The following is an 11,605-nucleotide window of genomic DNA, read 5'->3' on the forward strand; positions in this document are numbered from 1 at the left end:
TCTTCAGTACATCTGGTCAATGAGCGCCGCGTGGCGTTCGTTGACGAAATTCCGCTTGAGCTTCATCGTCGGCGTCAATTCCTCGTCCTCCGCCGTCAGAAGGATGTCGATCAGTCGGAAATCCTTGATTTGTTCGACCTGTGCGAACTGCTTGTTGGTGTCCGCCACGACCTGCCCGATCAGATCGCGCACCTCCTGCGCGCGGGTGAGCGAGGCGAAGTCCGAGAACGGGATCTGGCGGTCCTGCGCGAATTTTTCGACATTCTCCTGATCGATCATGATGAGGCAGGTCAGGTATTTGCGCCGATCCCCGATCACCACGGCGTCCGAGATGTAGGGGCTGAACTTGAGCTTCGACTCGATCTCGGCGGGCGTGATGTTCTTGCCCCCAGCGGTGATGATGATGTCCTTCATCCGGCCCGTGATGGTGAGCGTGCCGTCATTGCCGATGCGCCCGATGTCGCCCGTATGCAGCCAGCCGTCGTCGTCGATGGTCTCGGCGGTCTTTTCCGGCTTCTTCCAGTAGCCCCCGAAAACGCATGGCCCGCCCACCAGCAATTCGCCCGTGTCGGCCAAGCGAAGCTCGACACCCGGAAGCGGTTTTCCGACCGTGCCGATGGCGTTGTCGTCCACCGTGTTCACGGTCGCGACGCCCCCCGTCTCGGTCATGCCGAAGCCTTCGACCAGCGGCACGCCCAGCGCCCAGAACCAGTCGATGAGATCGGGCGAAATGGGTGCAGCACCTGAGGTAACGCGCCGGGCGTTGCCCAGCCCCAGCATCCGGCGCAGGTTCCTGAGCACCGTGACCTGCGCCAGCCAATGCGCCGCTGTCAGCCCCATGCCGGGCTTGTCCGCCTTCGAATAGCGGTGCCCGATGGCCATCGCAGCGTCGAAGGCGCGTGCGCCGATGGGTCCGGCTTCCGAGCGCATGATGGTCACGCGGGAATAGATCTTTTCCCAGATGCGCGGCACGCCCGCGAAAGTATCGGGCGCGACCTCCTGCAAGTTCTCGAACACCGTCTCGGGGCTTTCGGCAAAATTCACCGTGCAGCCGTTGGCGATGGGCGCATCGACCGAGACGAGCCGTTCGAGGACGTGACAGAGCGGCAGGAAGCAAAGCTGATTGTCGGTCTCGTGAAAGTCGAGCATCTGCTCGCCCGCCACAAGCTGATAGACCATGTTGCGGTGCGTGAGGATCGCGCCCTTGGGCGGCCCGGTGGTGCCCGAGGTATAGATCAGCATCCGGGGGTCTTCGGGCTTCACCGCGTCGAGTGCCGTCTCGAACCGGTTCGGGTCGGCGGCCTTGCCCCCCATCTCGATCAATTCGTCGAGGAACATGACCTTGTCGTTTCGGAACGTCGCAAGCCCCTCGCGGTCGAACACGATCACATGCTCGATCCCCGGCATGTCGCCGCGCGCCTGAAGCCATTTGTCGAGCTGCTCGTCATTCTCGACGAACAGCACCCGCGCGCCGGAGTCCCCAGCGAGATAGGCAAGCTGGCCCGCGCTGTCGGTCGTATAGACCCCGGACGGGATCGCACCGATCGCGGCGGCGGCGATGTCGCAATAGATCCACTCGCGCCGGTCTTCGGCGAGGATCAGAACCGGCTCGCCCTTGGCCACGCCGAGGTCCATGAGTGCGAGGCCGATCTTCTTCGTGGTCTCGTAATAGTCGCGCCACGAATAGCTTTTCCAGATGCCCAGTTCTTTCTCGCGGTGGCAGGTCCGGTCGCCATACTTCGCGCAGCGGTCCGCCCAGAGCTTGACGATGGTGTCGAAGCCCTCGAATGCGATGGGGTCGCCCGTCTTGATCCGGCTCATCTCCATGTCTTGCGCCTCTTCCAGCGTTTCTGCCCGCGCTCGGTTTCCTCGGTGCGCCCGAGGTAGAATTCCTGAATGTCGTCCGAGGCCTTGAGCTGTTCGCACGGCCCGGTCATCACGATCCGGCCCATTTCGAGGACATAGCCCCGATGCGCGGTTTCCAGTGCGATATGCGCGTTCTGTTCGACGAGGAGCATGGTCACGCCCTCCTCGGCATTGAGCCGCGCGATGATCCCGAAAATCTCCTGCGTCAGAAGCGGCGAGAGGCCAAGCGACGGCTCGTCCAGCATCATGAGCTTGGGTTCGGCCATGAGGCCCCGCCCGATGGCGAGCATCTGTTGCTGCCCGCCGGACAGGAACCCGGCGGCCTGACGCCTGCGCTCCTTGAGGATCGGGAAATAGGTGTAGACGAGGTCGAGATCGTTCGACAGGTCGCCCCGGCGGGTGAAAGCGCCCAGTTTCAGGTTCTCTTCGATGGAGAGATACGGGAACACCTCGCGCCCCTCCGGAACGAGGCTGATGCCCTTGGACACCACGCGGTCGGGGTCGAGTCCGGCGATGGCGTCGCCCATGAAGGTGATCTGACCTTTTTCGGGATCCATGAGGCCCGCGATGGTCTTCATCAGCGTGGTTTTCCCGGCCCCGTTGGCGCCGAGGATGGTGACGATCTCGCCCTGCTCGACGTCGATGGAGACCCCGCGCAGGGCCATGATCGCGCCGTAGAAGGTCTCTAAGTTGCGGACGGACAGAACGGTCATGCAGACGCCTCCGTTCTTGGCAATCCGACGCCAAGTGTTGGCCCGTGGCGACCAGCCACGGGCCGCGCCCGACCCGCCCCACGGGCGGGCGCGTTGGCGGTGTACCGCGCGCACGCGCGACATTCGGGCTTTTGAGATAAAGCGCCGACCACAATCGGGGCAAAGCGCCCACCCACGGGCCGGGCGCGTCCCTTATTGAGTTGTATCCCCATCATGCCGCATCCCCCACAGCGGTTCCCAGATAGGCGGCCTGCACGTCCGGGTGCGCCTGCACCTCCTGCGGCGTGCCCATCGCCAATGGTTTGCCGTTGGCCACGGCCAGCACCCGGTCGGACACCTGATTGACGAGGCTCATGTCGTGCTCGACCATCAGAACCGTCAGCCCCATGTCGCGGCGCATGTCCTCGATCCAATACGCCACGTCCTGCGTTTCCTCGACCGACAGACCGCTCGCAGGTTCATCCAGCAAGATCAGCTTCGGCCCCAAGGCCAGCGCCCGCCCGATCTCGACCACCTTGCGCACGCCGTAAGGAAGACCTGCGATCATCTTGTTCCGGTAGGCTTCGAGTTCGAGAAACTCGATCACCTCCTCGACCCGATGGCGATGCTCACGCTCCTCGCGCCGGACCTTTGGCAGAAACAGGATGTCCTGCACGAAGTTGGTCGACTTGTGCGTGTGCCGGCCCATGAGCAGGTTCGCCAGCACCGTCGAGTGATCGAACAACTCGATGTTCTGGAACGTGCGCGCGATGCCAAGCTGCGCGATGTCATGCGCCTTCAGCCCGGTGATGTCCTGCCCGTCGAAGCGGATGGTGCCGCGCGTGGGTTCGTAGATGCGCGAGATCAGGTTGAAGATCGTGGACTTCCCCGCCCCGTTCGGCCCGATGATCGCGAAGACCTCGCCGGGATCGACCGAAAAGGACACGCCGTCCACCGCCTTCACACCGCCGAAGTGAACGGCCAGATTGTTGACGTCGAGCAGGCTCATTTCATCCGCTCCGTTTTCAGATAGCTCTTCTGGCGGCGGAACATGTCACGCCGGGCGAGCGGGAAAATCTCGAACCAGACCCGGATCTTGAGCCAGCGGCCATAAAGCCCGGTCGGCTCGAAGATGATGAACAGGATCAGGATCACCGCGAAGATCATCGTGTCGAGGCCGGGAACCGACCCGAGGTCGATACCGAAATTCGCGTTCAACCCGTCGCGTGCGATGGCGATGGCCTGCGGCACGGCGGTAATCAGGATCGCGCCGAGGAACGCGCCTTGGATGAAGCCGAGCCCCCCGATGGTCACGACGAGCAGCAGGTTGATCGAGATGAAGATCGAGAAAAGCTCGTAGTTGTAGAACCCGATGTAGTGCCCCATCAGCGCACCCGCCAAACCCGTCACGCCGGTCGACAGGCCGAAGGCCAGCGACTTGGTTCGCGTGACGTTGATCCCCAGCGCCCGCGCGCTGACTTCGCTGTCCCTCACGGCAAGGAAGGATCGGCCGGTCGGGCTGCGCATGAGGTTCGCATACCCCCAAGCGACCAGCGCGACGACACCGAGGATCAACCAGTAGAAGTTCTGAAGCGCGCCGTAGCGGTCAAAACTGATCCCGAAAATTTGGATGGAGGGCGCCATGATCCCGCCGACGCCGCCGGTGATCGGCTCCAGCATGATGACCATCTCTTCGACGATTACGAAGACCGCGAGGGTGGCGATCGCAAGATAGATGCCCGACATGCGCACCGCCGGAATGGCGATGATCGCGCCGAAGATGCCGGTGATGAGGCCCGCAATCGGGAAACTCAGCAGAAACGGCAGGCCCGCGTTCATCAGCGCCGAGTCGGCATAGGCCCCGATGGCAAGGAATGCGGCGTGGCCGAGGCTCACCTGCCCCGTATGTCCCACGGCGACCATCAGGCCCATGCCCGCCAGAGCCCAGATCAGGGTGTTGGTCGCCTCGGCGAGGTAGTAATCGCCCACAAGGAACGGCAGCACGATCATGATCCCCGCCAGAACCGCGATCTTGGCGCGGCTCCAGCCATGTTCGTGCAGGTCGATGTCGCGGTCGTAGCTTTTCTTGAACACGATGCGCATGGATCAGACCTTCTTCATCTGGATCTGCGCGAACAGCCCGCCGGGGCGCGTGACCAGCACGACGAGCATGATGATGTAAGGCGACATCTTGGCCAGTTCACCGGGCGCATAGCGGCCCGCGATGGGTTCGACCACGCCGATGATGAGACCGCCCAAAAGCGCGCCGGGCAGCGAGCCGAGGCCGCCGATGACCGCCGCCGCGAAAGCCTTGATCCCGAGCAGCCCGATGTTAGGGTCGATCGCGCCCTTGGTCGCGTAGAGCACGCCCGCCACGGTCGCGACGACGCCGGAGAGGCCCCAGATCAGGCTGTTCACCCGCATCACCGGCACGCCGACGATATAGGCCGCCATCTGGTTCTGGCTCGCCGCCTGCGCCGCCAACCCGATCTTGGTGAACGCGAAGAACGCCCAGAGCGCCAGCGTCAGCGCGATGGTCACACCGATGGTCACGAGGTCGGCAAGGCCCACGACGATCCCGCCGGGGTACAGGTTGCGCCCCGCGAAGGGCGTTTCCAGCACCAATGGCGAGTAGCCCCAGATCGACCCGGCGACGAAGCGGAACACGAAGCCCATGGCGATGGTCAGGATGACGAGCGCGAATTGCGGCTGGCCGAAGATGCGGCGCACCACCACCCGCTCGACCCCGTAGCCGACGCCGAACATGACGACCATGGCGAGGATCATGGCGACCCCGAAGGGCAGACCCATCTGATCCGAATTGCCAAAGCCCAGCGCCACGAAGGCGCCCAGCATCATCATGTCGCCTTGGGCGAAGTTCACGCCTTCGCTGGCCTTGTAGATGAGCACGAAACCGAGGGCGACGAGGCCGTAGATACAGCCGTTGGCCAACCCTCCGATAATAAGCTGCAAAAGCTCCATCAGCGAAGCCCGGACGCAATCGCGCCCCTCATGCAGTCCTTCATGGCCGTCTCCTCCCATCGGCAATGAACGCTGTTGACACGATTTAAACACTCGTGTTCAATTTCAGTCAACAACGTTTTTCGAGGGACAGCCGGAAAAATGAACACCGCCACGCTGCGCATCCATCAGGCCGCCATGCGGATCTTCGCCGTGGAAGGCGGAACCACCGTGGCCGTGAGCGATCTGGCCCGCGAAGCAGGTCTGTCGCGCGGTACGATCTACAATAACCTCGATGACCCGCAGAGCCTGTTCACATCGGTGTGTGAAACCGTGGCCGCCGAATTCCGCGACTCGATAAAGGTCGCGACGGACCACATGGACGACCCGGCCGAGAAAGTGTCGGCCTCGATTCGCCTCTGCGTGCGGCGCGTTCACGACGACCCGCATTGGGGCCGCTTCATCGCGCGCTACGCGATGATGGAGCCGAGCCTTGGCAGCTTCTGGGCCGAAATGCCCGCCGAAGAGTTGCGGCGCGGCCTGATTTCGGGCCGATTCACCTTTCACCGCGATCAGGTCGCCTCGATCACCGCCACGGCGGGGGGCGCGACATTCGGCGCGATGAGCCTTGTCCTCGACGGGCGGCGGACCTGGCGACAGGCCGGTTCCGACACCGCCGAGGTCATTCTACGTGGCGTCGGTATTGACCGGGCCGAAGCAAGAGACATCACTCAAACGGAACTGGACCCCCTGCCCCGACTGGCCGTGTTCGACGCGGCCTGAACCGGGCGGGATACTGGGAGGAGAGACCTATGGCTGAAACGGCCTATATCTACGATGCGATTCGCACGCCGCGCTCCAAGGGCAAGGCGGACGGCACTTTGCATGAGGTGAAGCCCATTCACCTCGTCACCACGCTTCTGAACGAGATGACGGCGCGCCACGATTTCGACACCGGGCTGGTGGACGACGTGATGCTGGGCTGCGTGGCCCCGGTCATGGAACAGGGCGCGGTGCTGCCCAAGATCGCGCTGCAAAAGGCGGGCTGGGACGAGAAAGTTCCGGGCGCGCAGCTCAACCGTTTCTGTGCGAGTGGTTTGGACACGTTCAACACGGCGGCGGCGAAAGTCGCTTCGGGCTGGGAAGATCTGGTCTGCGCAGGCGGGTTCGAATCGATGTCCCGCGTCCCGATGGGGGCAGACGGCGGCCCCTTTGCCGAAGACCCGGAAACCGCGCTCGACACCGGGTTCGTGCCACAGGGCATCGGGGCCGACCTGATCGCCACCATCGAAGGGTGGAGCCGCGACGACGTCGACGCCTTCGCGCTGGAAAGCCAGAAGCGCGCGGCGCACGCCCGCGACAGCGGCTGGTTCGACCGCTCGGTCGTGCCGGTGCGCGACGAGAACGGGCTGATCGTGCTTGAAAAGGACGACTTCATCAAACCCGACACCGACATGCAGAAGCTGGGCAGCCTGCGCGCCTCGTTCGAGGGGCCGGGCAAGATGGGTTTCGACGCCGTGGCGCTGTCGAAATACCCCGAGGTCGAGCGCATCAACCACGTCCACACCCCCGGCAACTCGTCGGGCATCGTGGACGGTGCTTCGCTGGTGATGGTCGGGAACGAGAAGATCGGCAAGGACATCGGGCTGGACCCGCGCGGCCGCGTGCTCGCCATCGCCCTGACGGCGACGGACCCGACCATCATGCTGACCGGCCCCGGCCCCGCGTCGAAAAAGGCGCTCGCCAAGGCGGGGCTGACCATGGACGACATCGACCTTGTCGAGATCAACGAAGCCTTCGCCTCGGTCGCGCTGCGCCTGCAACGCGATCTGGACGTGCCGGACGAGAAACTCAACGTCGTGGGCGGTGCCATCGCCATGGGTCACCCGCTTGGCGCGACCGGCGGCTGTCTGGTCTCGACCATGCTGGACGAGCTGGAACGGCGGAACCTGAAGCGCGCGCTCATCACGATGTGCGTGGGCGGCGGCATGGGCATCGCGTCCATCATCGAACGGCTCTGAGGGGGGAAAGACATGGAAGATTTCATCTACGAAAAAGACGCCGACGGTATCGTCACCGTGACCATGGACATGCAGGGTCAGGGCGCGAACACGATGAACGCGCGGTTCGAGCCGGGGATGCGCGACCTCTGCGACAAGCTGGAGGCCGAAGAGGGTCTGACCGGCGTGGTTTTCGCCAGCGCCAAATCCACCTTCTTCGCGGGCGGCGACCTCAAGGACATTCTGGCGACGATGGAAGCGGGGCAGCGTGAATTCGAGTTGATCGAGAACTCCAAGGCTACATATCGGCGGCTTGAAAAGCTGCCGGTCCCGGTCGTGGCCGCGATCAACGGGGCCGCGCTTGGCGGCGGGTATGAGCTGTGCCTGTCGTGCAATCGCCGCGTCGTGGTGGACGACCCCAAGGCCATCGTCGGTCTGCCCGAGGTGACCCTTGGCCTCCTGCCCGGCGCGGGCGGCGTCGTCCGCATGACCGCCAAGCTGGGGCTGGAAACCGCCCTGCCGCTGCTGCTGGAGGGCCGTCAGGTCAAACCGCAAGAGGCGCTCAAGATCGGCATGGTGGACGAAATCGTCGCGACCCGTGACGACTTGATCCCCGCTGCCAAGGCGTGGATCAAGGCCAACCCCGACAGCCATACCCAGCCGTGGGACCAAAAGGGCTTTCGCTATCCCGGCGGCGACGCGCTGCACCCGCGCATCCGGCAGACCATGATCGGCGCGTCGGCCATGCTGTATCAAAAGACACGCGGGTTGCTGCCGGCGCCCGAAAAGATCCTCGACGTGGCCGTGACCTCGATGAAGATGAACTTCGACGCGGCGCTTCGGATGGAGACGCGGCGGTTCATCGGGCTGATGGCGTCGAAGGAATCGAAAGCGGCGATCAGCACCTTCTTCTTCGGCATGAACGCGATCAAGTCGGGCAAGGTCCGCCCCGAAGGGGATCGTTGGAAAGCGACATCCGCCGCCGTATTGGGCGCGGGCATGATGGGGTCCGGCATCGCCTATGCCCATGCCAAACGCGGGCTGAAAACCCGGCTGAAAGACACCGAAATGGCCAATGCCGAAAAGGGCAAGGGCTATTCCGAAAAGCTCTGGGACAAGGCCATTGGACGTGGGCGTATGGACGAAGACGCGAAAAACGCGCTTCTTTCACAAATCGAACCCGCGACGGAAAACGCCGCTCCCGGCAGCGTGGACATCATCATCGAAGCGGTGTTCGAAGACATCGACCTCAAGGACAAGGTGATCGCGGACACCTGGCCGATGCTGTCGGAGGATGGGATCTACGGCTCGAACACCTCGACCCTGCCGATTTCGATCCTCGCAGAAAGCTGCCCCGAGCCCGAGCGGTTCATCGGCCTCCACTTCTTCTCGCCCGTCGACAAGATGAAGGTGGTCGAGATCATCATGGGCGAAAAGACCAGCCAGGACACGCTGCGCAAGGCCTATGACTACGTCCAGCAGATCGGCTACATGCCCATCGTCGTGAACGACAGCCGCGGGTTCTTCACGTCCCGCGTGTTCGGCACCTTCATGGACGAGGGCTGCCAGCTTCTCGTGGACGGGATGAAACCGTCCGCCATCGAACGCGCCGCGTGGCTCGCCGGGATGCCGGTCGGCCCGCTTCAGGTGTTCGACGAGGTGTCGCTGATCCTCAGCCAGAAAGTCCGCAAGACGCATGAGGCGCTGGACAAGCGGCTGGGGGTCGAAAGCAACTTCGGCCACCACAACACCGCCACCACCGCCGTCACCGATCCGATGATCGAGATGGGGCGCGGCGGGCGTCAGTACGGCGGCGGGTTCTACGACTACGACGGCGAGGGCAATCGCACGCTGTGGGACGGTCTGGGCCAGTTCGCCAAGGGCAACGCCGACATTTCGATCGAGGACGCCATCGACCGCATCCTTTACCGTCAGGCCATCGAAACCCTGCGCTGCCTCGACGAAGGCGTGCTAATGACCGAAGTCGAGGCGAACCTCGGCGGGATCATGGCCATCGGCTTCCCGCATCACACGGGCGGCGCGATCCAGTTCATCAAGGGTGAGGGCATCGACAGGTTCAAGGCGCGGGCCAAAGAACTCGCCGACAAATACGGCGACCGCTTCGCCGTGCCCGATGCCATGTACGACCGCCTGCGCGAGACCGAGGCCAAGGCGGCATGAGCGGACCCCTCAAAGGTCTGAGCGTCGTCGAAATGCAAGGGCTTGGCCCCGCCCCCCTGGCGGGCCAGTTCCTTGCCGACCTTGGTGCGGAAGTGGTGCTCGTCACCCGCAAATCCGGCCCCGTCGACAAGACCGACATCAACAACCGGGGCAAACGCTCTGTCGCGCTGAACCTCAAATCGCCCGAAGGCGTCGCAGCGGCGCTTGCGCTGATCGAAGCGGCGGACGTGCTGATCGAGGGCTTCCGCCCCGGCGTGATGGAGCGCATGGGACTGGGGCCCGAGGCATGTCACGCGGTGAACCCCCGGCTCGTCTTTGCCCGCATGACCGGCTGGGGTCAGGACGGCCCGCTCGCGATGACGGCGGGGCACGACATCAACTATCTTGGCCTGACCGGCTTCCTCCACGCGACCGGCGAGGCCGACCGGAGCCCGCCCCCGCCCCTCAACATCGGGGCGGATTACGGTGGCGGGACCATGTTCCTTCTGTTCGGGATCATGGCCGCGCTTTACGAACGCCAGACCTCGGGCAAGGGTCAGGTGGTCGACGCCGCGATGGTCGACGGGGCGAGCGCGATGATGGCGCTGATACACACGTTCATCGCGCGCGGTCACTGGAGCGAGGACCGGCAGGCCAACCTCTTGGACGGCGGCGCGCCGTTCTACCGGACCTATGAATGCGCGGACGGCAAGTTCATGGCCGTTGGGCCGCTCGAACCTCAGTTCCATGCGGAGCTGGTCAGGCTCGCGGGGCTGCCCGAGGATCACCTCGCCACGCAGATGTCGGCCAAAGACTGGCCCGACCGGCGCGACGCCTATGCCGGGGTGTTCAGGCAGAAAACGCGCGACGAATGGGCCGCGATCTTCGACGGGTCCGACGCCTGCGTGACACCCGTGATGACGTGGTCCGAGGCCCCGACGCATCCCCACATGGCCGCGCGCGGCACCTTCACCGAAGTCGGCGGCGTGACGCAGGCGGCGCCCGCCCCACGCTTCAGCCGCTCGACGCCCGACAACGTGGCCGCGCCCCCGGCCCCCGGCTCGGACACCGACGCGGTGCTGCGCGGGCTGGGCTACGACGACGCCGAGATTGCGCGGTTGCGCGACGCTGGCGTTCTGACCTGAGAGGACCAGATGACCGAACCGATCCTGTATGAAACCGACGGGCCCATCGCCCGCATCACCTTCAACCGCCCCGACGCGTTCAACGCGATGGACCCCGGCCTGCGTGCGGGCTTTCGCGAGGCGATCCTGAAGGTGCACGAGGACGACGCGGTGCGCGCGATCATCGTGTCGGGCAACGGGCGTGGCTTTTGCTCCGGCACCGACCTGAAAGAAGGGCTGTCGCGCCACACCGGCATGTTCCTCGAACAGGAATACCGTCCGATCCTCGCCATGATCGCCACCTCGCCCAAGATCTGGATTTCGCAGGTCCATGGCTCGGCAGCGGGCATCGGCGCGGCGGTCGCGATGAACTGCGACATGATGGTGATGGCGGAAACCGCCAACATCTACATGGCCTTCGCCGCGATCAACCTGATCCCGGATGGCGGCAATACGTGGCTTCTGCACCGGGGTCTGGGCTACAAGCGCGCGCTTCAGGCGATCCTCGAGGGGCGTAAGATCCCCGCAGGCGAAGCGGTCGAACTGGGCCTCGCCAACGCGGTGCACCCGGACGACGATCTGGCGGCTGAGACCACGGCGCTCGCCACCCGGATCGCCGCCGGTCCGCCGCTGGCCACCGCCGCCGCCAAGCGGTTGCTCAGGTCGATGGACGGCATGTCCTATGCCGACGCCATCGGGGCCGAGGCGACCGAGCAGACGGCCCTCGCCGCCGCCGCCGACACGCGCGAGGGCGTCGCGGCATTCTTCGAGAAACGCAAACCGAACTTCACAGGCACCTGAC

Annotated in this window: 10 protein-coding genes; 5 read left to right on the forward strand and 5 right to left on the reverse strand. The window is 64.5% G+C overall.

Going from position 1 to position 11,605, the window contains the following annotated elements; genetic code table 11:
• Nucleotides 1-3 precede the first annotated feature (3 nt).
• The 5 genes from HOY44_RS01025 to HOY44_RS01045 all read right to left on the reverse strand — a co-directional run bounded on the left by HOY44_RS01025 (nt 4) and on the right by HOY44_RS01045 (nt 5,540).
• The gene (locus HOY44_RS01025) at nt 4-1,821 is read right to left on the reverse strand and encodes an AMP-dependent synthetase/ligase (protein ID WP_287432541.1); all 1,818 of its coding nucleotides are present in this window, start codon (nt 1,819-1,821) and stop codon (nt 4-6) included.
• Entirely contained in the window at nt 1,818-2,579 is a 762-nt protein-coding gene (locus HOY44_RS01030) for an ABC transporter ATP-binding protein (RefSeq protein ID WP_008328157.1), read from the reverse strand. The genes HOY44_RS01025 and HOY44_RS01030 overlap by 4 nt, the downstream gene beginning before the upstream one ends.
• A gap of 211 nt (nt 2,580-2,790) precedes the next feature.
• Nucleotides 2,791-3,567 (reverse strand): ABC transporter ATP-binding protein, encoded by a 777-nt coding sequence (locus HOY44_RS01035; protein WP_287432542.1) that lies wholly within the window; start codon nt 3,565-3,567, stop codon nt 2,791-2,793.
• Complete coding sequence (locus HOY44_RS01040; RefSeq protein WP_287432543.1) at nt 3,564-4,661, reverse strand: branched-chain amino acid ABC transporter permease; 1,098 nt, start codon at nt 4,659-4,661, stop codon at nt 3,564-3,566. The genes HOY44_RS01035 and HOY44_RS01040 overlap by 4 nt, the downstream gene beginning before the upstream one ends.
• Before the next feature lie 3 nt (nt 4,662-4,664).
• The gene (locus HOY44_RS01045) at nt 4,665-5,540 is read right to left on the reverse strand and encodes a branched-chain amino acid ABC transporter permease (protein ID WP_040884292.1); all 876 of its coding nucleotides are present in this window, start codon (nt 5,538-5,540) and stop codon (nt 4,665-4,667) included.
• Nucleotides 5,541-5,681: 141 nt separating this feature from the next.
• Here HOY44_RS01045 and HOY44_RS01050 point away from each other — a divergent pair, with 141 nt between their 5' ends.
• From HOY44_RS01050 to HOY44_RS01070, 5 genes are read left to right on the forward strand one after another with little or no spacing between them, the layout of a single operon-like run.
• Nucleotides 5,682-6,302, forward strand: coding sequence for a TetR/AcrR family transcriptional regulator (locus HOY44_RS01050; RefSeq protein WP_287432544.1), 621 nt, complete (start codon nt 5,682-5,684; stop codon nt 6,300-6,302).
• A 29-nt stretch (nt 6,303-6,331) separates the two neighbouring features.
• Nucleotides 6,332-7,540, forward strand: coding sequence for an acetyl-CoA C-acetyltransferase (locus HOY44_RS01055; RefSeq protein ID WP_008328147.1), 1,209 nt, complete (start codon nt 6,332-6,334; stop codon nt 7,538-7,540).
• A gap of 12 nt (nt 7,541-7,552) precedes the next feature.
• Complete coding sequence (locus tag HOY44_RS01060) at nt 7,553-9,700, forward strand: 3-hydroxyacyl-CoA dehydrogenase NAD-binding domain-containing protein (RefSeq protein WP_287432545.1); 2,148 nt, start codon at nt 7,553-7,555, stop codon at nt 9,698-9,700.
• Complete coding sequence (locus HOY44_RS01065; RefSeq protein ID WP_287432546.1) at nt 9,697-10,824, forward strand: CaiB/BaiF CoA transferase family protein; 1,128 nt, start codon at nt 9,697-9,699, stop codon at nt 10,822-10,824. The genes HOY44_RS01060 and HOY44_RS01065 overlap by 4 nt, the downstream gene beginning before the upstream one ends.
• 9 nt (nt 10,825-10,833) lie before the next feature.
• A complete protein-coding gene (locus HOY44_RS01070; protein WP_287432547.1) occupies nt 10,834-11,604 on the forward strand; it encodes an enoyl-CoA hydratase/isomerase family protein in 771 nt (256 codons plus the stop codon).
• Nucleotide 11,605 lies beyond the last annotated feature (1 nt).

The organism is Maritimibacter sp., assembly GCF_016774595.1.
GTDB classification, from domain to species: domain Bacteria; phylum Pseudomonadota; class Alphaproteobacteria; order Rhodobacterales; family Rhodobacteraceae; genus Maritimibacter; species Maritimibacter alkaliphilus.

Excerpts from the sequence above, each read along its gene's own strand:
- HOY44_RS01025 (WP_287432541.1), bottom strand. The coding sequence starts at position 1,821 with ATGAGCCGGATCAAGACGGGCGACCCCATCGCATTCGAGGGCTTCGAC.
- HOY44_RS01030 (WP_008328157.1), bottom strand. The coding sequence starts at position 2,579 with ATGACCGTTCTGTCCGTCCGCAACTTAGAGACCTTCTACGGCGCGATC.
- HOY44_RS01035 (WP_287432542.1), bottom strand. The coding sequence starts at position 3,567 with ATGAGCCTGCTCGACGTCAACAATCTGGCCGTTCACTTCGGCGGTGTG.
- HOY44_RS01040 (WP_287432543.1), bottom strand. The coding sequence starts at position 4,661 with ATGCGCATCGTGTTCAAGAAAAGCTACGACCGCGACATCGACCTGCAC.
- HOY44_RS01045 (WP_040884292.1), bottom strand. The coding sequence starts at position 5,540 with ATGGAGCTTTTGCAGCTTATTATCGGAGGGTTGGCCAACGGCTGTATC.
- HOY44_RS01050 (WP_287432544.1), top strand. The coding sequence starts at position 5,682 with ATGAACACCGCCACGCTGCGCATCCATCAGGCCGCCATGCGGATCTTC.
- HOY44_RS01055 (WP_008328147.1), top strand. The coding sequence starts at position 6,332 with ATGGCTGAAACGGCCTATATCTACGATGCGATTCGCACGCCGCGCTCC.
- HOY44_RS01060 (WP_287432545.1), top strand. The coding sequence starts at position 7,553 with ATGGAAGATTTCATCTACGAAAAAGACGCCGACGGTATCGTCACCGTG.
- HOY44_RS01065 (WP_287432546.1), top strand. The coding sequence starts at position 9,697 with ATGAGCGGACCCCTCAAAGGTCTGAGCGTCGTCGAAATGCAAGGGCTT.
- HOY44_RS01070 (WP_287432547.1), top strand. The coding sequence starts at position 10,834 with ATGACCGAACCGATCCTGTATGAAACCGACGGGCCCATCGCCCGCATC.